Origin of the sequence: Verrucosispora sp. WMMD1129 (assembly GCF_029581255.1) — a bacterium.
GTDB lineage: Bacteria > Actinomycetota > Actinomycetes > Mycobacteriales > Micromonosporaceae > Micromonospora > Micromonospora sediminimaris.
Genome location: NZ_CP120741.1, coordinates 3,430,498 through 3,454,104 on the forward strand (window position 1 = coordinate 3,430,498; position 23,607 = coordinate 3,454,104).

Here is a 23,607-nt window from a genome sequence, read left to right on the forward strand (position 1 = left end):
GTATGGTTGCCACCGACCTGCCGACCCGATGGCCCCCGATCGAAGCGGCCGGTCGACGATGTCGCACCCGGGCGGTAAGCCTGGAACCGATCCGACGCAGTGGAGGGGGGCCCGGTGTCGGTCACCGACGACAGGCGGACGGAGTCGTTCCCGGGCGGCGGGCAGCAGTCCGGTGACGGGCCGCGCGCCGGTCAGTTCGACAAGACGCCGCCGCAGGATGTCGCTGCGGAGCAGTGCGTCCTGGGCGGCATGCTGCTCTCCAAGGACGCCATCGCCGACGTCGTCGAGATCCTCAAGACCAACGACTTCTACCGGCCGGTGCACGCCACCATCTTCGACACCATCCTGGAGATCTACGGCAGGGGCGAGCCGGCCGACGCCATCACCGTCGCGGCGGCGCTGTCCGACTCCGGCGACCTGGCCCGCGTGGGTGGCGCCCCGTACCTGCACACGTTGATCGCGAGCGTGCCGACCGCCGCGAACGCCGCCTACTACGCGCGCATCGTCAGCGAGCGCGCGGTTCTCCGGCGTCTGGTCGAGGCCGGCACCCGGATCGTCCAACTCGGCTACGGCACCGCGAGCGGTGGTAGCCGGGACGTCGACGACATCGTCGACCTGGCTCAGCAGGCCGTCTACGACGTCACGGAACGCCGGGTCAGCGAGGACTTTGCGGTCCTGGCCGACATGCTGCAACCGACACTCGACGAGATCGAGGCGGTCGGTGCCCAGGGCGGCGTGATGACCGGTGTGCCGACCGGCTTCACCGACCTGGACCGCCTGCTCAACGGCCTGCACGCCGGTCAGTTGATCATTGTGGCGGGGCGACCTGGCCTCGGAAAATCCACTGCCAGTATGGACTTCGCCAGAAACGCGGCTATCCGGGCAAATCAGGCGTCGGCAATCTTCTCGCTGGAAATGAGCAAGGTCGAGATCGTGATGCGGCTGCTCTCGGCCGAGGCCCGAGTGCCGCTGCACGTGCTGCGGAGCGGGCAACTGTCCGATGACGACTGGACGAAGCTGGCCCGATGCATGGGTGAGATCAGCGAGGCGCCGCTGTTCGTCGACGACACGCCCAGCATGAACCTGATGGAGATCCGGGCGAAGGCCCGTCGGCTCAAGCAGCGGCATGACCTCAAGTTGATTGTGGTCGACTATCTCCAGCTGATGACCTCGCCTAAGCGTACCGAGAGCCGGCAGCAGGAGGTCGCGGACCTGTCGCGTGGCCTGAAGCTGCTGGCCAAGGAGGTCGAGTGTCCGGTCATCGCGGTCAGCCAGCTGAATCGTGGCCCGGAGCAGCGCACCGACAAGCGTCCTCAACTCTCTGATCTGCGGGAATCTGGGTCTATTGAACAAGATGCGGACGTTGTCATACTTCTGCATCGCGACGACTACTACGACAAGGAGTCACCCCGCGCCGGAGAGGCGGACTTCATCGTTGCCAAGCACCGGAATGGTCCGACCGACACGGTGACCGTCGCCGCCCAGCTGCACCTGTCGCGCTTCGTCGACATGGCGATCGTCTGACCGGTCACCCGAGCACCGGGAAGCGGGCGGCCGATGCACCGAGATCGCCTCGCTCCGGTTCGGTGAGCGGCAGCCGCCCGGTCGCCTTGAGCAGGTAGTCGTGGTCGTTCCAGCCGTCCGGTCGGGTAACGGTGCCGCCGAGCAGGGCGTCCACGGTGGCCACCGCGACCCGGGTCGCGGCCGGTCCGGGTACGGGCGCATCCGGTAGGTCCAGCACCAGGTCAAGGTGGTGGATCACGGCTTCGGTGGTGAGGGTGTCCAGCAGGTCGGCCACCCGCAACACGTGCCCCTGGGTGGTGACGAAGCCAGCCGGATCCGCGTTGCCGGCGGCGCGTACGGCGGCCGGCGCGGTGTCGGCCCAGAGCCGGACCACTCCGGACGGGCTGTCGAACGCGGCAGCGGAGCGGCGGGCCCACCAGGCGTGCCGGACGTTCCCGTCGCCGCCCGGAAACGAGTGCCAGTAGCTGACGGAGTCGACGGTGGCCGGTGGTTCGGCGGGGCTGGCCAGTGCGACGAGTGCCCGCTGGGCGTCGCAGAGCACGTGAAAGAGGAGGTCAGCGACCAGCCACCCCCGACACCGGGTGGGTCGTTGCAGATCGACGTCGTCCAGGTCGGCGACGGCCGAGGTGATTCCGTCGTACGCATTGGCCAGTGCGATGTGCGCAGCTCGCGACCCCATGTGGGCAGCTTCCCACAGCTGAAGTCGGCCGGCGCGTTCAGCAGCGGCGGGCACGGCGACGCCAGCGCGGCCGGTCACGCTCGGTCTGGTGCAGCGCAGCGGACCGGGCCGGCCGGTCGGACGGCCCGGTCGCTCAGGGGCGTGCTGCTCAGCCGAACATGTCGTCGAGGAAGCTCTTGCGCTTCTTCCGGCGGTAGTGCCCGTGGTAGCCGTAGTGCTGCTGGCTGTGGCCGTAAGCAGGGGCCGGGGCCGGGTAGCCGTGCTGCGGTGGCGGTGGCGGCGGCACGGCGCCGTAACCCGGCTGGTGCGGCGCAGGCGGCGGAGGCGGAGGCTGGTAGCCGCCCGGCTGCGGCGCGTGCTGGGTCGGCTGCGGTGCGGGGGGTACCTGCTGCGCGCTCCAGTTGGCCTCCGCCTCGAACAGCTTCTCCAACTCACCGCGGTCGAGGAAGATCCCCCGGCACTCGCCGCACTGGTCGATGACCACGCCACTGCGCTCGTACTGACGCATTTCTCCGTGACACTTGGGACAGGTCAGGCTCATCACCCGACGGTACCTGGTCGACTCACGGGGTAGCGGTCAGCGCCTCCGTCACCTCGTCGTCGGACACCTCGTGGAAGTCGTCGTAATACGCCCCGACGGCGGTGAAGGCATCCGGCCGCTGCGCACAGATGACCTGGTCGGCCTCGGCGGCGAGCATCTCGTACGCCTGCTGGGCCCCGACCGGTACGGCGACCACCACCCGCCGGGCACCGAGATGACGGGCCACCTGCACGGCGGCTCGGGCGGTGGCCCCGGTCGCCAGGCCGTCATCGACGATGACGGCGGTACGCCCGGTCAGCTCCAGCGGCGGCCGGCCGGCCCGGTATAGCTGTTCGCGTCGATCCAGCTCCGCCTGTTCCCGGCGCTGCACGTCGGCGATGTCGTCGGGGCCGAGCTGCCCGGCCACCACGTCGTTCACCACGCGTACGCCGGCCGGACCGAGCGCACCGAAGGCGACCTCGGGGGCCCACGGCATGCCCAGCTTGCGTACCACCAGCACGTCCAGTGGCGCGCCGAGGCGTTCGGCGACTACCTGGGCGACCGGCACGCCGCCGCGTACCAGGCCCAGCACGACGACGTCCGGTTCGCCGATCAGGGCGGTGAGTCGGTCGGCGAGCACCCGGCCCGCCTCGCTGCGGTCGCGGTAGGTGGTCATGCCCTCAGGTCTACGCCCTACCGGCCGTCTTCGCTCGCCGGTTGCCGGATCCCGGGAACGTCAAGTGCGGCTGCCCAGACGAGGAACGCCGCCGGATAGAGCAGATAGCCGAACCTAGTGCTGGGCATCAGCAGGATCGCGACGAGCAGCCCGTACCCGCAGACGAGCGCCGCGGCGCGGGCGGTGCGGGGCGGGTGGCGCACGAGTCGGACGGCGATCGCCGCTGCGGCGGCGACCAGCAGCGCCGCCGCCACACCCCGGCCCGCCGGCAGCGCGTTCGCGATCAGGTAGCCGGGAAACGGGGACTGCGCCGGGCTGGAGACCAGGCCGTGGCCGAGGGGGAACCGCAGTACGTTCTCCACCAGGGCGTCCCGGTCCACCAGCAGGGTGGGTAGTAACGCGGCGGCGGGTAGGCCGAGCGCGCCGGCGGCGACGCGCAGGCCGGCCCGCCGGGAGATGCCCCAGACGACCAGGACCGCGGCGACCGGCCAGGCAAAGAGTTTGAGTGCCCCGGCGAGTCCGACGGCGACGCCGGCCCAACCGGGTCGGGCGGTGGCGGCGAGCGCGAGGGCCAGCAGGCAGAGCGCGAGTACGGGGAGGTCGTCGCCGCCGGTGGCGAGGGTCAGCGCACAGATCGGCAGGACGGTGGCCGCCTGCACCCCGCGCAGCACGGCGGCGTCGTGCCCGACGGCTGCGCCCACACCCTCCGGTCGGCGCAGGACGCGGACGGCGAGGAGGAGAGCGAGGGCGGTGCCGATCGCGAACCAGACCCGCGCGTCGCTCCACCAACCGTCGGTGGCCGCGCGGGGCAGCCCGAACAGCGCCATTGCCGGTTGGTACGGCGTGTAGCCGAGCAGTTGTTCGCCGGGCGGCAGCGCGGCGATGGCGTCCGGTCCCAGGTAGGGCGTGCCGGTCTCCACCAGCCGCCGCCCGGAATCCTCGACGACGAGCACCTCTTCCTGGGCCCGGTCGGTGCGTCCCGCCGCGCGCTGCGCGCTCTGCCAGAGCAGCGGTAGCAGGGCGACGGCGATCCAGGTGAGGACGGTGACCAGCCAGCGTGCGGGAAGTCCGGCCAGCGCCGAGCCGGGCCGGTGCCGCCGCAACAGGAGTTGACCGAGCGCGACGATCGCCGCGCCGAGGTAGCCGAGTGCGGCGATGCCGCCCCAGGCGCGGTGTGGCAGGAGGGTGGAGGTGGCTGCGGTGACCGCGGCGAAGGCGGCGGATACCGCGTAGAGGCCGAGGTCGAGAGCGAGCCCTCCGGCGGCCGTGTCGATCCGGAGCCACCACCCGGTACGGCGGCTGGTCGGGGTGGTGGTGCTCACCCGGGCAAGTGTGTCAGGCCGGCTGGTGGCGACCCCGGCCGCCCTGTCGACGCCCCTGCGGCAGCCGAACCACCGCGCCGGCGTCGTGCAGAGCGACCGCCAGGCAGCCGGCCCGGTCGCCGGTGCCGCGCTGGAGTGCGGCGAGCAGCGTTCCGGCGGGCAGTGGACGGGCGAAGAGATGACCCTGGCCAGCGGTGCAGCCCAGTTCCCAGAGCGTACGTCGCTGCGCCTCCCGCTCGACGCCCTCGGCCACCACGGCGAGGTCGAGGCTGCGACCGAGATCGAGGGTGGAGCGGATGATCGCGGCGGCTTCGGTGGAGGATTCCATGGCGGTGACGAAGCTTCGGTCGATCTTCAGCTGATGCACCGGAATCCGGGAGAGCAGGGAGAGCGAGGAGTAGCCGGTGCCGAAGTCGTCCAGGGCCAGCCGGACGCCGGCGTCGCGCAGTCGGGTGAGCACCTGGTCGACGACGTCGAGCTGACTGAGGGTGAGGGTCTCGGTCAGTTCCAGGATCAGCCGGTCGGGTGGCAGGTCGTGGGCGCGCAGGCGGGCCAGCACCGAACCGGGGAACCGGGCGTCGAGCAGGCTGCGGGGGGAGACGTTCACCGCCACGGGCACGTCGAAGCCGGCGTCCCGCCAGGTGCCGGCGGCGATCAGGGCCTGGTTGAGGATGGCTTCGGCGAAGGCCGGTAGCAGTCCCGACCGCTCGACGGTCTCCAGGAAGCGCAGCGGGTCGATCATGCCGTGGGTGGGGTGACGCCATCTGGCCAGCGCTTCGGCGGCGATGACCGCACCGCTGCCGAGTTCGACGATCGGCTGGAACTTGACGGTGAACTCGTGGTCGGCCACGGCTCGGGTCAGGTCTCCGCCGAGCGTGAGGCGACCCAGGTCGGCGGTGTCCCGGGCGGACGCGTAGCTGGCCAGCCGCTGCCCGGCCCGCTTGGCCTGGTACATGGCGACGTCGGCGCGGCGTAGCAGTTCGACCATGCCGCCGGTGGCGGGAGCGGCGGCGATACCGCCGCTGGCCTCCACGTTGAGCCGCATGCCGTCGATGTCGAAGGGTTCGTGCAGCGCCGCCAGCAGCGTCTCGGCGCGGTGTGCGGCGACCGCGGGCGCGGGCAGGGCACGCAGGAGTACGGCGAACTCGTCGCCGCCGAGCCGGGCGACCAGGTCCTCGGCGTGGGCGGCGGCGCGCAGCCGTTCGGCGACGGCGGCCAGCATCTGGTCACCGGCGGTGTGGCCGAGGGTGTCGTTGACCTCCTTGAAGTGGTTCAGGTCGATCAGGACCAGGGCGGTCACCCCGTCGGCGTGCCGTTGGTTCAGGTGGTCGTTGCCCGCGTCGAGCAGGTGACGCCGGTTCGGCAGACCGGTAAGCGCGTCGTGCGTCGCGTCGTGCGCGTGGGCCTGGGCCACCCGAGCCAGTTCGGCGTACGCCTGGGCGTTGCGGATGGCGGTGCACAGCGCCGAGGCGAAGGTGTAGAGGGTGTAGTGCTCCCGCTCGGAGAGTTTCACCGGTCCGCGGAAGCGCAGCCGCAGCATGCCCACGTCGACCGTCTTGTCGTGCCCTTCCAGGCGGGCAGGGACCACCGCGCCCTGGACGGTGGTGGGCTCGGCTGCCGGACCGTCGTATGTGACGCCGTCGGCGCCACCGCGTACCACCCGGTCGTCGTCGCGCAGCTCGACCTCCACCTCGTCGGCGGAGAAGAGTTCCGCCGCCCGGGTGACCGCAGTGGTGAGGACGTCGTCCAGTTCGACCACGTTGAGCGCGTCGGTGGTCTGAGCGAGCCGTTGCCACACCTGCTGCTCGGTGCGCTGCCGAATCCGGCCGGAGTACGCCAGATGCAGGCTCAGCACGAGCGGCGGAACGGCGAGTAGCAACCGAGTGTCGATCTCTAGCAGTAGGAGAGTGCAAAGGGCAACGGCGAAACGTACGCAAAAGCCGCCAACGCGGAGATCGAGGTTATTCCGGAACTGTCGCGCGATCCTGGTTCCGGTGGCGAGGGCGATGACCGGGATGGCTAGGAAATCATCGACAAGCGCGGCGGCGAGGTAGGCCAGCGCCAACGTCAGCGACATGCGGATCAGGTCGTCCGCTGGCCGGGACCAGTCCAAGAGAGCCAGCGTCGCTCCGGCAGCCCCCGCAACGAGGATGTTCTTGCCAACGCTGAAAGCCATCTTGATGACTGGCAGCCGGAACGATGCGATCGCGACACCAAGTCCGGTACACAGCACTACCCAGGTGGTCGGAGCGACGGCCACGCCGATCACGATGGCCATCTCGTTCCAGTTGATCTGGTGGGTGGTCGACCGGATGCGAATCCGCGCCTTGACCGACGTGCCCACCGCGATCATGAAGACCACCGTCGCGATGGTTGCGAAGTCGTCTAGAGACGTCGGTGTGGTAGAGGTCAGGACGAGTCTTGTCGATGCGAGGACGACGATCCCCGCAGATACGACGACGAGACCGACGAGCAGCCGTAGCCGCCGATCGGTCTCAGTGCCGCCTTGCCCGAAAAGTGTCATGACACCTTAGGTCGCGCCTTACCTCAGGTCACCCTACCTTGGTAAGGCCGGTCGGGAAGTTTGTTAGAGCCTCAGGCCCACTCGCTGCCTTTCACGCCCTGCTCCTCACTCGATAGGAAGCGGGAATCTGATGAACTGCCCGCCTCGTGGCTTCTGATGGAGGAGCTTAAGTAGAGAACGTGACGTTTAGCGATATTAAATGTCGCTATGCTCTCTATCAGCCAATACCGTCCTGATTCGTGACGTTCTGTCTATGATGTCCATGCGCAGCGTTCGATCAGAGCCGCGCATACAGGCTGTTTCGGTGTTGGCTGAACGCAAAGAAGATCCTGCTACCCGTCAGTGTGACGCGTCAAACAGGCGTCGTGCACCGGCGATGCGGGTCGCGTCAATGTCGGTACGGCCACTGCTTGGTGTCGGCGGTAACGATCTATGTGCGCGCCGTTCAGTCGCTGCCTTCGGGCCGCCCCCCACTATTGTCCGCTGCGGCGCGACGAGAGGGCATGTGAGGATTAGAGGTACCTGCGGTCTTCAAGTGTTCGCTACGGCGTAACCCGTTTTTCTGCCCAGAGGGCCTTGCTCCGTTCCTCGTCGCTTCTGTTGACCAAGCAGCGACCGAGTGCGACGTACTGGTGTCGGCATCGCTAAGCTGCATACAGTGATCCTTTGAATGCGGTCAGAGGAGCCGGGTGCAGATTCAGGTTCTCGGCGGTCTCGCGGTGCGCCTGGGCTCACAGGCGCTACCGCCTGGAACGCCCAAGCAGCAGACCGTCCTGGCCATGCTCGTGTGCAACGCCGGGCAGTTGGTGTCGGTCGAACAACTCGTCGATGAACTGTGGCTCGAAGACCCACCTCCCTCGGCTATACCGAATGTCCGTACTTATGCGGCTAATTTGCGACGGAGCCTGGAGGCGATGCTTCCCGATCGGGAAGTGCTGATCCGCAGTCGTGACGGTTACCGGCTCGATGTCGAGTGCTCGGACGTGGACCTTTGTGCCTTTCGAGCAGAGGTGGCCGAGGCTCGGCAACTCCTCGGAGCCGACGAGCGGGAGGCGGTGCGACTGGTGTCCCGAGCGCTGGCCCGTTGGCGTGGGCCGATGCTCACCGGGATCGCCCTGGGGCCCCGGCTCTCCGCCCAGGTGGCCGCCGCGACCGAGGATCGGCTGCTGGCCACCGAGCTGTACGCCGAGTTGCAGATCCGGCTCGGCCGCTACGACGAGGCCCTGCCGGTACTGCGGGAGTTGCTTATCAGACATCCGCTGCGGGAACCGGCCCACCTGTTGCTCATGCAGGCCCTCCACGTAGGAGGAGATTCCGCCGGTGCCGTGGCGGCCTATACCGCAGCTCGTCGAACCCTGCGTCAGCAACTGAACGTCGAGCCGGGGGAGGAACTGCAACGGTTGTATCGCCGTATCGCCCGGCCCGACGGCCAGTCTCGCCGAGTCGACCCCGCCGGAGCGCCGGGTACGGAGCCATCCGTTGCCGTCGACCAGGAGCAACGACTGCTCTCCCACCTCCCGCGGACGGTCCCGGACTTCGTGGGCCGTGCCGACGCCGTTGAGCACCTACTGTCCACGACTCAGCGGGCCGGCGAGCACAACTGCGCAGTCCACCTAGTCGATGGCATGGCTGGCAGCGGCAAGACGACACTTGCGGTACACGTCGCCAACCGGCTTACCGACCGATTTCCGGACGCCCAGCTGTTCATCGACCTCAAGGGCCACGAACCTGCCGAGAAGCTGGACAGCGCGACGGCTCTGGCGACCTTGCTGCGGCAACTTGGCACACCCGCCGGCCGGATACCGTCGGACCCCGGAGACCGGCTCGACCGATGGCGCCGCGACCTGGCTGGTCGCAGGGTGATCATCGTGCTGGACAATGCGGCCGACGCCGCGCAGATCCGGCCGCTGCTGCCCACGGTGCCGGGAAGCCTGGTGATCGTGACCTCGCGCCGGCGGATCAACGGGCTGGATGTCGATCCGCCGGTGTCCCTGCCGCTGCTCAAGCTGGCGGAGGGCGTCGCCCTACTGGCCTCAACGGCAGGGGCGGAGCGGGTGGCTGCGGAGCCCGAGGCGGCAGTGGCCGTGGTGGAGAGCTGCGGTCACCTGCCGTTGGCCATCCGGCTGGCCGGTTCGCGGCTCGCGCATCGTCCCAACTGGCAGGTGGCGGATCTGGCGAAGTTGCTGGCAACCAAGGCCCGCCCGCTGGACCACCTCACCTCAGGTGACCGGAGTGTGGCCGGTGCGTTCGCCGCTTCGTACGCCTTGCTGAACGAGCCCGCGCAGCGACTGTTCCGACTGCTCAGCCTGCATCCGGGAGACGAGTTCGGCGTGCTGGCCGCCAGCGCGCTGTCGGGCCTGCCGCTCGACGGCACCGCCGACCTGATCGACGCCCTTCTGGACTCCCACCTGATCGAAGAGTTGACGGCGGGGCGTTATCGGATGCACGACCTCATCCGGCACTACGCCCACGATCTGTCGAATCGCGTAGACCAGGTGAATGAGCGAATGCTGGCGGTGGCGGGCCTTCTCGATCTGATGCTGCATCTCTCTTTTTCGGTGGCCGATATCCTTGAACTGGGCCGCATTCGCCTTCACGTCTCTCTCGATGCTCCGCGTCGACCCGACCTGATTGAGATGGAGAGCGACTCTGCCGAGAAGTGGATGGAGGTCGAACGGGCCAACCTCGTGTTGCTCGTCGATAGAGCCCACGAGTTGGGATTTCGCCAGGAAGCGTGGCGGCTGGCGCGGATTCTGTGGCGGTTTTTGTACACTCGGGGCTGCTACGACGATATCGTCGTGACCAGCCTTCAAGGGCTCGCGGCTGCTGAAAAGATTGGTGACGAGCGGGCCGTGGCCGTGATGCACAACTATCTTGCCTCCGCCTATTTGCGGACCGGAAGCTATCCAGGCGCATTAACGCATCTGAAGAAGGCTGTCGAGATTTGTGAGCGCTGTGGTGATCGATTTAACCTTGCGCGTTATCAGGCTAACCTCGTGGCGGTATATTGGATTCTCGGTGAACCCGAGAAGGCGGTTGCCGTGGCGTTGGAGCGAATGCGGAACCAGATCGTTCCGGACGCTCATGAGACCGCTACCCACCTGCCGAACCTCGGTCTCGCGATGGCACTGCTCGGGAGATACGACGAGGCCCTGCGCGCGCACCGCCTCCACCTGTACCTCGGACGCCAGCTTGGTAGCCAGTTCCATATTCTCAACGCGCTCGGTCACATCGGTGCGGTGAAGTGTCGCATGGGGCAGTATGACGTGGCCGCGCGAGCGTTGCGGACGGCCCTCGTCATGCGGCAACGCACCGGACACCGTTACGCGGAACCTGAGGTCCGGAACGACCTTGGGATCGCCCTACGTGGTCTCGGACGCATTACGGAAGCGGTGCTTGAGCATGAAGCCGCCCGGAAAATGGCAGTCGATGCCGGCGAACCTCACGTGGAGGCGGCGGCTTTGAACGATCTCGCGTTGACTCTCGGCGGTTCGGCCGGGGCCGCGAGGTTGATCGAATTGCACCGCGAGGCGCTGCGGGTGGCCACCCGGATAGCTCATCCCTATGAACAAGGGCGAGCCCTGACCGGATTGGCCGAGCACATGTGGTCCATTGATCCGGCGGAGGCACGCCGTCACTGGACACGGGCGTTGGCGATCTTCCGGCGGATGGGGGTGCCAGAGCGGTTTGACGTCGCTCGGCGCTTAGCCGAGGCCGAAGCTCAGGATCCGCCGGGGAAAGAGCCGTCAACTCCGGGTCCGCGAGCCGTCCCCAGCCCGGCGCATCGCTCCTAGACCTTGTCCGAGTGGCTTGTCCGCTGCCGCCTGCCGGCTTGCCAATTCGGCATGGCTAGTTCGCCGCCATTTCGGGCTGTGGCCACGCATTGCCGATGTTGCTGCTGACGTGACCGAGTGTTTGATGCGGCTCGCCTGATCCGATGCGGATTGTTAAGGTGCGCTCACGCGAATGCCCGCCTCACAAGGGGTTCGAGAAGTGAAGATTGAGGTGCTTGGCGGCTTTCGGGTCTCGTTTGGTGCCTCCGAGGTGCACCTCGGTACGCCGAAGCAACGAACCGTCCTGGCCAAGCTGGTGATGAGCCCGAGCCGGACGGTTTCCCTGGAGGAACTGATCGATGAGATCTGGCCCGACGACCCACCGCGTTCGGCCGTACCGAACGTTCGGACCTATGCCGCCAACCTGCGGCGCACCTTCGAGGCGCACGATGCCGGCCAGGGGGTGCTGGTACGTCAGCGCGGCGGGTACCGATTGGAGGTCGCGGCCGACGACGTGGATCTGTTCCACTTCCTTGACCGGGTCGAGCGGGCTCGTCAGCTCAACCACCGCGACGACCCGGGGACCGCGCGGTCGTTGCTGAGCGGTGTGATGCCGCTCTGGTGCGGGCCACCTCTGCTGGGTGTGCCTCTCGGGGCTTCGCTGGCTGCTCACGTGGCGGCCGCCCAGGAACAGCACCTTCTCGCCGTCGAACTCCTCGCGGACCTTCACCTCGCAGCGGACCGCGTCGAGGATGCCGTACCGCTGCTGTGGCGAACGGTTGCGGCCCATCCGACCCGTGAGCCGGCGCTGCTACTGCTGATGAGGGCGCTGCATCGGCGCGGCGACGTAGCCGGCGCGATCTCGGTGTTTCGATCCGCTGCCCGAGTCATGCGGGCCGAACTCGGCGTCGAGCCGGGATCCGATCTTCGGCGACTGCATCAGGAAATGGTCGGGCATCGAGCGGCCCCGGTGTCGGTCTCACCCGGGGCGGGATCCGGAGGCAGCGACGATTCGAGCGCTAGGACCTCGACGACACCTGAGATCGATGGGACGGACTGGGACTGGCTACCGAGACCGGTAGCTCACTTTGTTGGCCGGGAGGCCCTCGTCGAGCGAATGATCGGCCGGAGCCGAGCCGCCGCAGGCCCGGCACCGGTCGTTCACCTGATCGACGGGATGGCGGGAAGCGGTAAGACGACGCTCGCGGTGCAGGTCGCCAGACGCCTGGCCGCTACGTACCCGGATGGTCGACTCTTCATCGACCTGCGCGGTCACGATGAGGGCAACGCGATGGATCCCGCCACGGCCCTCGTGGTGCTTCTCCGCCAGTTGGGTGTGCCGCCCCCCCGAATTCCAGTGGATGTCGATGAACGACGAGGGTTGTGGCGCAGAGAACTGTCCGCCCGCAGTGCGGTCGTCGTGCTCGACAACGCGGCTGACAGTGACCAGGTTGCTCCGCTACTGCCGGTCACCGCCTCGTCGGTCATCCTGGTCACTTCCCGTCGGCGACTTCTCGACCTGGATGTCGGGCCTCCCGAGTCCTTGTCCGTGCTGTCGCCAGAGGAAGGGCTCCGCCTGCTGGCGATCAGCGCTGGAAAAGAGCGGGTGCACGCCGACCCTGAATCGGCCGCAGAGATAGTCCGCAACTGTGGTTATCTGCCGCTGGCGATCCGGTTGGTCGGGTCGCGGCTCGCTCACCGGCGCAATCGCCGGCTTGTCGACCTGGCCGGTCGTCTGGCCGCGAACGAGTCAGGGCTGGCCAGCTTCGGCACGGGTGAACGCAGCGTCGCTGCCGCCTTCACCGCCTCGTACGAGCCGTTGAACGAGGTGAGTAAACGGGTTTTCCGCCTACTGGGTCTCCATACCGGGCACTACTGCATCAGCATGGTCGCGGCGATGTCCGGTCTGTCCTACGCGAAAGCCGGGCAGATCCTCGACGATCTGGTCGACCGTCACCTGCTGGAAGAATCGGATAGTGGTCGCTTTCGAATGCACGACCTGGTTCGACAGTTCGCTCGCGAGAAGTGCCTGGAGACAGATTCAGAGGAGATGCGAAGGGCTGCACTCGCCAGTCTGCTTGATCAGGTCATGCAACTGTCGATAGTCGCCACGGAGTCATTGATCAGGCTCGTCGACATTCATGGCGACATCGGCGACGTGGTGCCGGAGCGACCTGATCTCCTACCCACATCCGAGACGATCGATATCAACTGGGTCGAGCGGGAGCGGGGCAACCTGAACCTGTTTATCGAACTGGCCGCGAAGAACTCACTCCATCACCACACCTGGAAGATGGCCTGCGTGTTATGGCGCTTCTACTATGTGCGCGGTTACTTCGAGGATATTCAGCGCACGCACGAGTTGGGGCTCGCCGCTGCAGAGCAAGTGGGGGACAGCCGGGCAGTCGGCATCATGAACAACTACCTCGCGTCAGCGCTGATCAAGACCGGCTTCTATCACCCGGCGGTCCGGTGCCTAAAATCTGCGCTGGCGGAGGCTGAGGCAGCTGGCCGCCGTGGAGACATTGCCCGGATCCGAGGAAACCTGAGCGTGGTCCACAACTTGGCAGGTGACTTTCAGGAGTCCGTCGATCTCGCGATGGCGGCACTGCGCGACCTTCCGATGCGGCTGATCGGCCAGGTTCGGATACATCTGCCGAACCTCGGCATCGCCCTCACCTGGTTGGGTCGCTACGAGGAAGCGCTGCGCGTACACCGCCTTCATCTGCTCTTGGCGCGGGTGGCAGGTGACCGCTACCAGATCGCCAACGCGTTGAGTCACATTGCCGCAGCACGAGTGCGCTTAGGGGAGCACGCTCAGGCGCTGCGGTTGCTGCGATCGGCCATGATGCTGTACGCCCAGACCGGTCACAGGCACGGGGAAGGGGACGCACGCAACGTGATGGCCGTCGCGTACCGGGGTGCGGGCCGGCTCGCGGAGGCCCGGCGGCAGCACGAACTGGCGCTGGAACTCACCGGCCATTCGGCCGAGCGGCAGGCGGAGTGCACTGCGTTGAACGAGTTCGGCCTGACGCTGGCGGCCGACGGCGACATCGACGGCGCCTTGCGGGCACACCGGCGAGCGCTTGATCTGGCGGTGCGGATCGACAACCGTTACGAGCAGGCCCGGGCGTTGGCCGGTCTGGCCGAGCACCTGTTGAGCGTGGACCCGACCGAAGCCCGGCGACATCTGGAACGGGCACTGGTGCTCATCGTGCCGACCGGAGCACCGGAGCGGTTCGAGATCGAGCGCCGTCTCGCCGCGCTGAAGCAGGGCACACCGATCTGCTGATCGCCGGATCTCGCTGGCCATCGTCCTTATCGATTTCTTATCGCCGGGGTCGCTAGCCTCCCGGATGTTCGCCGACGGGGGGAGATCCGACAGTTGCCGGATCTCGTCGCGACCCCTGCCGCCGGGTGTTCCCCAGCAGCCCGAGGCAGGCTGGTGAGGAAGGGGCGGCGTCCCCGCGCCGCTCCTTCCGAGCCACGGAACCGTCCTGTCACACGACGGGGATAGGCTCGCGACCGTGACCGAACCCGCCCAGCTCACCCATGTCGACACCACCGGCGCGGCGCGCATGGTCGATGTCTCCGCGAAACAGGTCACCGGCCGGGTGGCGACGGCCGCCGGCCGGCTGCGGACCACCCCTGAGGTGATCGACCTGCTCCGTGGGGAGGGGCTGCCCAAGGGCGACGCCCTGGCGGTCGGGCGGTTGGCCGGGATCATGGGGGCGAAGCGCACTCCCGACCTGATCCCGCTCTGCCACCCGATCGCGCTGCACGGAGTCACCGTCGACCTGGCGCTTACCGACGACAGCGTAGAGATCACCGCCACCGCCCGCACCGCCGACCGCACCGGCGTGGAGATGGAGGCGCTGACCGCGGTCGCGGTCGCCGGGCTGGCTCTCGTCGACATGGTCAAGGCCGTTGATCCGGCAGCCAGCGTCGACGCGGTCCGGGTGCTACGCAAGGAGGGCGGGAAGACCGGTCTGTGGGAGCGCCCGGAGGACCGGTCGTGATCCGCGCCCGGGTGGTGGTTGCCTCCAACCGCGCCGCCGCCGGTGTCTACGCCGACACCAGTGGTCCGCTCCTCGTCGCCGGTCTGCGGGAGTTGGGCTGCACGGTGAGCGAACCGGTGGTCGTGCCGGACGGCGAGCCGGTCGGCCAGGCAGTCCGGGCGGCCGTGGTGGACGGCTTCGACGTGGTGCTGACCAGTGGTGGCACCGGGATCACCCCCACCGACCGCACCCCCGACGTGACCCGGGCCCTGCTCGACTACGAGATTCCCGGCATCGCCGAGGCGATCCGCGCGTACAGCCGCGACAAGGTGCCCACCGCCGCGCTGTCCCGCGGGGTGGCCGGCGTGGCCGGTCGCACGCTCGTGGTCAACCTGCCCGGGTCGACCGGCGGAGCGCGGGACGGTCTCGCCGTACTGGGGCCGATTCTGGCCCACACCATCGACCAGTTGCGTGGTGGCGACCACCTGGCGGCCGGTTAGGCTCGGCCGGTGAGAACGGAAACCGCCTCCACCGGCGAGGTCTCCGCGCCACCACCGGCAGACTGGGCGCAGGCCCGATCCCTGGTGTACGCGGCCGGCCTGGCCGCCGCGCTGCCCGCCGTCGAGCGTCTGCTCGCCGAGACTGACGGGCACACCCTCGCCGAACCGCTCACCCCGCGGACCGACCTGCCGGCGTTTCCGACGTCGAGCGTGGACGGCTGGGCGGTGCGTGGTGCCGGCCCGTGGCGGGTCGTCGGGCGCGTCCTGGCGGGTGGTGCGCCTGCCCCGTTGACCGAGGACGGGACGACTGTCGAGATCGCCACCGGGGCGATGGTGCCGGCGGGTGCCTCCGCAGTGCTCCGGGTGGAGGAGTCGAGGCGTACGCCGGAGGGGTTGGTCGACGGCGTGCCACGCGCCACGCCGGAGTGGCGGCAGCCCGGCGAAGAGGCCACCGCCGGTGAGGAACTGCTGCCGGCCGGGACACCGGTCGACCCGGCGGTGATCGGCCTGGCCGCCTCCTGCGGCCACGACACGCTGCGGGTACGCCGGCAGCCCCGGGCCGCGCTGCTGGTCTTCGGCGACGAGTTGCTCACGGCAGGACAGCCGGGTGCCGGGCGGGTCCGTGACGCGCTGGGCCCGGCGGTGCCGGGTTGGCTCCGCCGGTACGGCTGCCAGGTGGATCCGAACAGCGTGGTCGGCCCCGTCGCGGACACGCTCCCCGCCCACGTGGCGGCGCTGCGTGCCGCCCTGGACAACGCCGATCTGGTCTGCACCACCGGCGGCACCATGCACGGTCCGGTCGATCACCTGCACCCGGCGTTGGCGTCGTTGGGGGCCGAGTACGTGGTCAACACGGTCGCGGTGCGTCCCGGCTTCCCGATGCTGCTGGCCCGGTTGGTCGGTGCCGACGGGCAGGTCCGGTTCGTGGCCGGGCTGCCGGGCAATCCGCAGTCCGCCGTCATCGCGGTGGTGTCGCTTGTCGCCCCGCTGCTGGCCGGGCTCGCGGGTCGGTCGTTGCCGACGCTTCCGCACGCCGTCCTCGCCGAGCCCGTAGCCGGTCGTGGCGACCACACCCACCTGGCGCTGGTCCGACTCGACCGGGCCGCCGGGACGGCCCATCCGGTCCGGCACGTCGGTTCGGCCATGTTGCGCGGGCTGGCCACCGCCGACGGGTTCGCGGTGATCGACCCCGGCACCACCGGCTCGGTGGGTGACCGGGTCCCGATCGTGCCGTTGCCGCTGCTACCCGGGGAGCGGGCATGGTGACCGTCATCAGCAGCGTCACCGACCAGCCACTGGATCTCGCCGCGCACGAGGCGGCGGTCGCCGACCGTCGGGCCGGTGCGGTGGTGTCGTTCGTCGGGGTGGTACGCGATCACGACCACGGACGGTCGGTGGACAGTCTGGAGTACGAAGGCCACCCGAACGCCGAGAAGGTGCTCCAGGAGGTTGCCGACGAGGTCGCCGCCGACCCCGACGTGTACGCCGTGGCGATCTCACACCGGATCGGCCCCCTGGCCATCGGCGACGTGGCCCTGGCGGCGGCGGTCAGCACCGCCCACCGGGCCGCCGCGTTCGCTGCCTGCGCCCGGTTGGTGGACGAGGCGAAGGCCCGGCTGCCGATCTGGAAGCGGCAGGTCTTCACCGACGGCACCGAGGAATGGGTCAACTGCCCCTGACGGGTGGGCTACCGCCGTCCGTACAGCATCGACGCACGTGCCGCCCGGTCGGTGTGGAACGCCGGTTCCGCGCCGGGCCGCCAGGGCAGTGCGGCGACCAGCAGGATCAGCGCCAGCGCCAGAGAGTTCTCCATCAACGCGCCGAACAGACCGTCCTGGTAGTGGGAGACCTCCGGCAGCTGGTGTTCGTACGGCCAGATCGGGGAGATCAGGAAAAGCAGGTAGAGCCCGATCGCGGCGAAGCCGTGGCGGAACCCGGTAAGCGTCGGGTACCAGATCGGTGGACGGAGAGTGGACACTCCCGGCGGACCGCCGTACGGCGCTGACGTGGATCGCGCAACCGGTGCTCGGCTGGCTTCGTGCCGACGGATCGCGGCGTCGGCCAGGACGATGATTGCCGGGATCACCCAGACGAGGTGGTGCGTCCAGGAGATCGGGCTGATCACGTTGGCGGTCAGGCCCACAAGCGTGAAGGCGGTCAGTTCGTCGCCGTCGGAGTGGGCGTTTGAGGCCCGGGACAGGCCGAGCGCCAGCACCAGCACGGAGAAGGCGAGCCAGAGCAGGCCGGGGGTCTCGATCGAGTCGTAGAGCCGGGCCAGCAGGCCGGCCAGCGACTGATTGGGCGTCATGTCGGCGGCGCCCACCCGCTCGGTCTGCCACAGCACGCTGCCGAAGTAGTCCCGGGACTCGGCGCCGACGATGCCGAAGCTGCCGATGGTCACCCCGACGGCAGTGCCGATGGCCGTCCAGGCCACCCGCCACTGTCGAGTGATCATCAAGTAGAAGATGAACAGGGCCGGGGTCAGCTTGACGGCGGTGGCGAGGCCGATGCCCACGCCGGCCCACGCGCCGCCGTAGATGAACCGCAGCAGCGGGCCGTCACCCTCGGCCTGGTGGGTGCCCCGGCGCGACCGCCAGCGCAGGGCGATCAGGTCGGCCAGGATCAGGGCGAACAACAGCAGGTTGACCTGCCCGTAGCCGAGGGTCTCCCGGGTGGGTTCGATGGCAGCGGCCAACGGCGTCGCGATGGCCACCGTGTACCACAGTGGCCAGCCCAGCCGGTCGACGATCGGGCGTAGCAGCGCGGCCAGCACCACGGCCAGCGCGGCGATGCTCACCGCGGCGTTCACCAGACCGGCCAGGGTGACCGGCAGGTGCGCCATCGGCAGCATGGCCAGCCCGGCGAAGGGTGGGTAGGTGAACCCCAGGGTTGTGTCGGGCGCGACGAACTCGTACAGCTCGTGACCGCTCGCCCACCAGACCACCGCGCCGTGGTAGATCTTCATGTCGAAGAAGTTGTACGGACGCCCGAAAGCGCCGATGGCAAGCCATGCGGCGTAGGCGACGGCGGCCACGATGCCCGCCCGTACGACTGTCCTACGATCGATCCCACGCGTTACGCGACGGACTGTGGCGAGGCGGTCCAGCCCTCTACCGACGATCGTCGGCATGGCGTGGCCACCCCCGTACCAAGGTCGTCCTACCCGTCCAGGTCCAGTACGGAGCCTAGAACGGCGCCTCACGTCAGTGCCTCCCGCGTTATGCGACCGTGTCCGATCCCACACATTCTTTTGACATTTCCACCGCGTTAACGCCTACCGGGCGGTTCAGGTGATTCGCGGCCTTAGCCCAGGTGGGGGTGGTTGGATCGCAGCTCAGCGGGGGTGGGGTGGCACGCGTACGGCTCAGCCGGGGAGTCGCCGGGCGGCGGAGGCCGATCGCACGGCGATCCGGGCCTCCCGGCGGGCGGTCCGGACCGCGCGGCGTACCGACCGTCGTGAGTGGCCGATGCGGTGACCGGCCCGCCAGCGTAGCCCGGGCTTACCCTCCGTGTCCGCCGCAGCGAGCAACAACCCACCGAAGAGACCGAGGTTCTTCAGGAAGTGGATCTGGTTGTTGTTCTTCGCGATCGGGTCGTCGTTGCGCCAGAAGGGGTGCCCGGCGAGGGTGACCGGGATCAGCGTGCCGGCCAGCACCAGGGCCGCCGGCCGGGTGAACCGCCCGGTGGCCAGCATCAGCCCGGCGCCGAACTGCACGGCCGAGTTGGCGCGGATCAGGGTTTCAGTATCCGTGGGGAGCTGCGGATGCACCCGTTCCAGCAGCGGTGTCACCCGATCGGTGACCGGTTTCGCGGTGGGTGCCAGGCGGCCGGGGTTGGCGAAGTTGCGGGCGCCGCTGACCACGAAGATGCCGCTCAACATGGCGCGGGCGAGGGATCGTACGGGCGTCATGGAACAGTCATACCCTGTCCAGGGTGTTGCTACGCCCCGCAACGGGGTATGTCGATCGATCGAGTGCGTTGGTGACGGCGCGCCCGGGTTCGAGGACCGTCGCGGATGGACGCGTCCTTCGGGGTACCCTACGCCGCGTGACGACCCTGCGGCTGCGGCCCGAGGACCCGGCCGACACCGGCGCGATCCGCCGGGTGCTGGCCGCGGCCTTCGCCCGGCCCGACGTGGCCGTCCCGCCGGAGGTACGCCTCGTCGATGAGCTGCGCGGCAGCGACGCGTGGCTGCCGGAGCTGGCGATGGTCGCCGAGTACGGCGGGGAGATCGTCGGTTGTGCCCTGCTCACCCGGGTGGTGGTCAACTCGGGCACGGCCAGCACGCCAGCGCTCGCGATGGGTCCGGTTGCGGTGGCGCCGCACCGGCAGCGGATCGGGCTCGGCACGTCGGTGGTGCAGGCCGCCCTGGAAGCGGCGACCGAACTCGGCGAGCGGCTGGTGGTGGTGCTCGGCGATCCGGCCTACTACCGGCGCTTCGGCTTCAGCCGCGCGGACCAGTTGGGCCTGACCAGTCCCTGGTCCGGCCTTGGTGAGCCGTGGCAGGCGTTGATCTTGCCGCCGGCGACCAGCGGCGAGCCGTCGCCTCCCCGGGGCGAGGTCATCTTCCCGCCGCCGTGGTCGAAGGTCTGACCTCTTCCTTCTCACCGGCAGCAGGTGGCGGGCGACGACGGGGTTGGCTAGCATCGAGCATCTTTCGGCTACCCCCCTCGTACCCCGCACCCGGAGGCTCCGACCCGATGACCCGTGTCCTGCTGCGCTCTGCCAAGGACCCCTTCACCCCGGTCAGCCCGGAGCACTCCCTCGCGCTCTACAAGCAGGGCATTTTCGGGCGGAACGTGGGCAACCTCGTCTTCACCGAGGCGGTGCACAAGCTGATCAGCGTGCCGGGGACCGAGGTCGTGTCCAACTCCTTCCTCAGCGAACGGCCCGGCGTGGACCAGGCGTACGTGGACCGGATCAACGAGCAGTTCGACATGTTCGTGGTGCCCCTGGCAAATGCCTTCCGGCCGACCTTCCTGGAAAACCTCAAGCGCCTCACCTGGGTGATCGAGAACCTGCGGATTCCGGTCGCGGTGGTGGGCGTCGGCGTCGCGGGTGCCGGAGGGAGCCTCGACAACCCGTTCCCGCCGGCTACCGACGAGATGAGCGGGGCGGTGCGCCGATTCGTGCGCGCGGTGCTCGCCAGGTCGGCGACGATCGGCGTACGTGGCGAGATCACCGCCGCCTACCTTGCCGAGCTGGGGTTCGGTGACGACGTGGTCGAGGTCGTGGGCTGTCCGTCGCTGTTCCGGGACGGCCCGAACCTGAGGATCACCAAGCGGGTGGCCGAGCTGACGCCGCAGAGCAGCTTCACGATCAACATCTCCCCGTACGTGCTGCTGATGGACGAGGTCGCGACCCGACACGCCAAGCGCTACCCGAACATGGTCTACCTGCCGCAGGACGACACCGACCTCAGGCTGTTGCTGTGGGGGGTCGAGCCCGACAACGTCCGCCCGGGGATGCCGCACCACACCGCCCACCAGCTCTACCGGGAGGACCGCATCCGGTTCTTCGTCGATGCCTCGACCTGGATGCGCTACCTGTCGGAGCGGGAGTTCTCCTTCGGCACCCGGATCCACGGCAACATCGTGGCGCTGGCCGCCGGGACGCCGGCCCACGTCCTCGTGCACGACAGCCGGACCCTGGAACTGGCCCGGTACCACGACATTCCGCACACCATGGTCCCCGGCCTGAGTCCGGAGGTCGACGCCGCGGACCTCTACGCGCAGTCCGACTACACCGCGTTCAATGCCGGGCACACGCAGCGCTGGGACCGCTTTGCCGGCTTCCTGGAGCGCAACGGCATCGAGCACATCTTCCAGCCCGGAAGGGCCAACCCGGATTACGACAAGCGGCTGGACGCCGTTGGGCTGGCGCCGCCGGTGACCACGCTGATGACCACCGATCCCGAAGCCCGGGAACGGATCACCGCCCGGGTTGCGGAACTCTACGCGCTGGGTGGCCTCCGCTCGCTGCGCAAGGCACACAAGCCGCATATCCCGTTCCCACACACCGCTGCGCCGAAGGAGGCGGTGGCGACCGGCGAGCGGCGGCCCGTACCGTCCGCAGTGCGGCACCTGCCGGCACCTGTGCGGTCCGCGCTGCGCCGCAGTCGCGCGCTCGCTGGTCGGCTCCGCCGCCAGTCCTGAAGGCACCGCGCGCCCTGGACCCGCGACACTGACGCGTGCCCAGGGACTCGGGATGGTCTCATCTGCGCGCTCAACGGGCAGGATCGCCGGTGCGTTGTTAACGTCGAATGCCTCGCCCGACCCCACACCCCCCGGCGTGGAGATGACCAATGCCTCGTGTTCTGCTGCGTTCCGCCAAGGATCCCTTCACCCCGGTGAGCCCGGAGCTCTCCCTCGCGCTCTACAAGCAGGGCATCTTCGGGCGCAACGTCGGCAACCTCGTCTTCGCCGATGCGGTGCACAAGCTGATCAGCGTTCCGGGGACCGAGGTGGTGTCCAACTCGTTCCTGAGCGAACGGCCCGGCGTGGACCGCGCGTACGTGGATCGGGTCAACGAGCAGTTCGACATGTTCGTGGTGCCGCTGGCCAACGCCTTCCGGCTGAGCTTTCTGGAGAATCTCAAGCGCCTCACCTGGGTGATCGAGCGGCTGCGGATCCCGGTCGTGGTGATCGGCGTCGGCGTCGCGGGCGGCGCGGGCAGCCTCGACGACCCGTTTCCGCCGCCGACCGACGAGCTGCGTGTGGCGGTGCGCCGGTTTGTCCGCGCGGTGCTCGACAAGTCGGCGACGATCGGCGTACGCGGTGAGTTCACCCGCGCCTACCTCGCCGAGCTGGGCTTCGGTGACGACGTGGTCGACGTCGTGGGCTGTCCGTCGCTGTTCCGCGACGGCCCGAATCTCCGGATCACCAAGCGGGCGCCCGAGATCACCCCGGAGAGCCGTTTCACGATCAACATCTCGCCCTACGTGAAGCTGATGGACCGGATCGGTACCCGGCACGCCAAGCGCTACCCGAACATGGTCTACGTGCCGCAGGGCGACGAGGTGCTCGAACTGCTCCTGTGGGGGGTCCACCCGGGCAACGTGCGCCGAGGGCTGCCGCACCACCCCGGTCACCAGCTCTACCGGGAGGACCGCATCCGGTTCTTCGTCGACACCTCGACCTGGATGCGCTACCTCGCGGAGCGCGACTTCTCCTTCGGCACCCGGATCCACGGCAACATCGCGGCGCTGTCCGCCGGCACGCCCGCATACGTGCTGGCGCACGACAGCCGGACCCTGGAGCTGGCCCGATACCACGACATCCCGCACAGCCTGGTCCCCAGCCTGACTCCGGAGGCCGACGCCGCCGATCTTTACGCCGCGGCCGACTACACCGCCTTCAACGCCGGGCAGGCGCAGCGCTGGGACCGCTTTGCCGACTTCCTTGAGCGCAACGGCATCGAACACATCTTCCAGCCCGGCAAGGCCGACCCCGGATACGAGGCCCGGCTGGCTGCTGCGGACCTGCCGCCGCCGGTGACCACGCTGATGACCACCGATCCGGAGGCCAGAGAGCGGATCGTCGCCCGGGTGGCGGAGCTTTACTCGCTCGGCGGCGTCCAGGCGTTGCGCGAGGCGCATCAGCCGCAGATCCCCTTTCCGCACACCAAAGCGCTGCGCAAGGGGCAGGCACCGGGTGAACGGTTGCCCGCTGGCACCGCCGTGCGGCATCTACCGGTCCCGGTGCGGTCCGCGCTGCACCGCAGCCGTACGCTCACCGATCGAATTCGCCGCATGCCCTGAGGAAGCGCGTACGCGCTCCGAGACGGACCTCCGGGCGGCTCACCGGGTTGATCTCGCCGCCGGGCGTCGGGCGGCGTACGGGACCGGTGGCACGTTGACCTGGCGCATCCCCGCCGGCATGACGAACAACTGGCGCTTCTCGATCGCGTCGCCGTGCCGGTCGAGCTGGTAGCAGTCGATCCACGCCGGGCGGGACGGTCGGGGTGCCGTCCTCCCGCCGGCCGGTCACCGGCCATCGCGGTGGGGCTGTCGTGCGGGCACGCGTGCCTCCTCGTCGCCAGGAGATCTGGGAGGGGCCGCCCCGGGAGGTGCTCGCCCGGCGGGGCGGCCCC

The 23,607-nt window shown here is 68.9% G+C and carries 17 protein-coding genes; 10 read left to right on the forward strand and 7 right to left on the reverse strand.

The window, feature by feature from the left end; all coding sequences use genetic code 11:
• Window positions 1–114: 114 nt before the first annotated feature.
• Entirely contained in the window at window positions 115–1,524 is a 1,410-nt protein-coding gene (gene dnaB, locus O7624_RS15970; RefSeq protein ID WP_282236350.1) for a replicative DNA helicase, read from the forward strand.
• A 4-nt stretch (window positions 1,525–1,528) separates the two neighbouring features.
• Here the strand turns inward: dnaB and O7624_RS15975 are convergent, their stop codons facing one another.
• From O7624_RS15975 to O7624_RS15995, 5 genes are all read right to left on the reverse strand, one after another.
• Complete coding sequence (locus O7624_RS15975; protein ID WP_282236351.1) at window positions 1,529–2,203, reverse strand: maleylpyruvate isomerase N-terminal domain-containing protein; 675 nt, start codon at window positions 2,201–2,203, stop codon at window positions 1,529–1,531.
• Window positions 2,204–2,351: 148 nt separating this feature from the next.
• Entirely contained in the window at window positions 2,352–2,747 is a 396-nt protein-coding gene (locus tag O7624_RS15980) for a zf-TFIIB domain-containing protein (protein WP_282236352.1), read from the reverse strand.
• Window positions 2,748–2,766: 19 nt separating this feature from the next.
• Complete coding sequence (locus O7624_RS15985; protein WP_282236353.1) at window positions 2,767–3,399, reverse strand: phosphoribosyltransferase family protein; 633 nt, start codon at window positions 3,397–3,399, stop codon at window positions 2,767–2,769.
• A 17-nt stretch (window positions 3,400–3,416) separates the two neighbouring features.
• Window positions 3,417–4,721: a glycosyltransferase 87 family protein gene (locus tag O7624_RS15990; protein ID WP_282236354.1), complete on the reverse strand. Its 1,305-nt coding sequence runs from the start codon at window positions 4,719–4,721 to the stop codon at window positions 3,417–3,419.
• Between the two features lie 13 nt (window positions 4,722–4,734).
• Window positions 4,735–7,245: a bifunctional diguanylate cyclase/phosphodiesterase gene (locus tag O7624_RS15995; protein WP_282236355.1), complete on the reverse strand. Its 2,511-nt coding sequence runs from the start codon at window positions 7,243–7,245 to the stop codon at window positions 4,735–4,737.
• Window positions 7,246–7,934: 689 nt separating this feature from the next.
• Between O7624_RS15995 and O7624_RS16000 the strand changes: the two genes are divergently transcribed.
• The 6 genes from O7624_RS16000 (at window position 7,935) to O7624_RS16025 (ending at window position 17,195) form a co-directional block, all read left to right on the forward strand.
• A complete protein-coding gene (locus tag O7624_RS16000; protein WP_282236356.1) occupies window positions 7,935–11,039 on the forward strand; it encodes a BTAD domain-containing putative transcriptional regulator in 3,105 nt (1,034 codons plus the stop codon).
• A 199-nt stretch (window positions 11,040–11,238) separates the two neighbouring features.
• A complete protein-coding gene (locus O7624_RS16005) occupies window positions 11,239–14,310 on the forward strand; it encodes a BTAD domain-containing putative transcriptional regulator (RefSeq protein ID WP_282236357.1) in 3,072 nt (1,023 codons plus the stop codon).
• Between the two features lie 235 nt (window positions 14,311–14,545).
• Complete coding sequence (moaC, locus tag O7624_RS16010; RefSeq protein ID WP_093409398.1) at window positions 14,546–15,037, forward strand: cyclic pyranopterin monophosphate synthase MoaC; 492 nt, start codon at window positions 14,546–14,548, stop codon at window positions 15,035–15,037.
• Window positions 15,034–15,516, forward strand: coding sequence for a MogA/MoaB family molybdenum cofactor biosynthesis protein (locus tag O7624_RS16015; RefSeq protein ID WP_282236358.1), 483 nt, complete (start codon window positions 15,034–15,036; stop codon window positions 15,514–15,516). The genes moaC and O7624_RS16015 overlap by 4 nt, the downstream gene beginning before the upstream one ends.
• A gap of 9 nt (window positions 15,517–15,525) precedes the next feature.
• The gene (locus tag O7624_RS16020; protein ID WP_282236359.1) at window positions 15,526–16,782 is read left to right on the forward strand and encodes a molybdopterin molybdotransferase MoeA; all 1,257 of its coding nucleotides are present in this window, start codon (window positions 15,526–15,528) and stop codon (window positions 16,780–16,782) included.
• Window positions 16,776–17,195: a molybdenum cofactor biosynthesis protein MoaE gene (locus O7624_RS16025; RefSeq protein ID WP_282236360.1), complete on the forward strand. Its 420-nt coding sequence runs from the start codon at window positions 16,776–16,778 to the stop codon at window positions 17,193–17,195. Before O7624_RS16020 ends, O7624_RS16025 begins: the two co-directional genes overlap by 7 nt.
• A gap of 8 nt (window positions 17,196–17,203) precedes the next feature.
• Here O7624_RS16025 and O7624_RS16030 read toward each other — a convergent pair whose 3' ends face one another.
• Window positions 17,204–18,646, reverse strand: a complete 1,443-nt coding sequence (locus tag O7624_RS16030) for a glycosyltransferase 87 family protein (RefSeq protein WP_282236361.1) — start codon at window positions 18,644–18,646, stop codon at window positions 17,204–17,206.
• Window positions 18,647–18,880: 234 nt separating this feature from the next.
• Window positions 18,881–19,426: a DoxX family protein gene (locus O7624_RS16035; RefSeq protein ID WP_093409410.1), complete on the reverse strand. Its 546-nt coding sequence runs from the start codon at window positions 19,424–19,426 to the stop codon at window positions 18,881–18,883.
• 137 nt (window positions 19,427–19,563) lie between these two features.
• Here O7624_RS16035 and O7624_RS16040 point away from each other — a divergent pair, with 137 nt between their 5' ends.
• The 3 genes from O7624_RS16040 (at window position 19,564) to O7624_RS16050 (ending at window position 23,275) form a co-directional block, all read left to right on the forward strand.
• A complete protein-coding gene (locus O7624_RS16040; RefSeq protein WP_210936253.1) occupies window positions 19,564–20,109 on the forward strand; it encodes an N-acetyltransferase in 546 nt (181 codons plus the stop codon).
• 107 nt (window positions 20,110–20,216) lie between these two features.
• The gene (locus O7624_RS16045; protein WP_282236362.1) at window positions 20,217–21,671 is read left to right on the forward strand and encodes a polysaccharide pyruvyl transferase family protein; all 1,455 of its coding nucleotides are present in this window, start codon (window positions 20,217–20,219) and stop codon (window positions 21,669–21,671) included.
• Window positions 21,672–21,820: 149 nt separating this feature from the next.
• On the forward strand, window positions 21,821–23,275 hold the full coding sequence (locus tag O7624_RS16050) for a polysaccharide pyruvyl transferase family protein (protein ID WP_282236363.1): 1,455 nt from the start codon (window positions 21,821–21,823) through the stop codon (window positions 23,273–23,275).
• The last annotated feature ends 332 nt before the right edge of the window (window positions 23,276–23,607 follow it).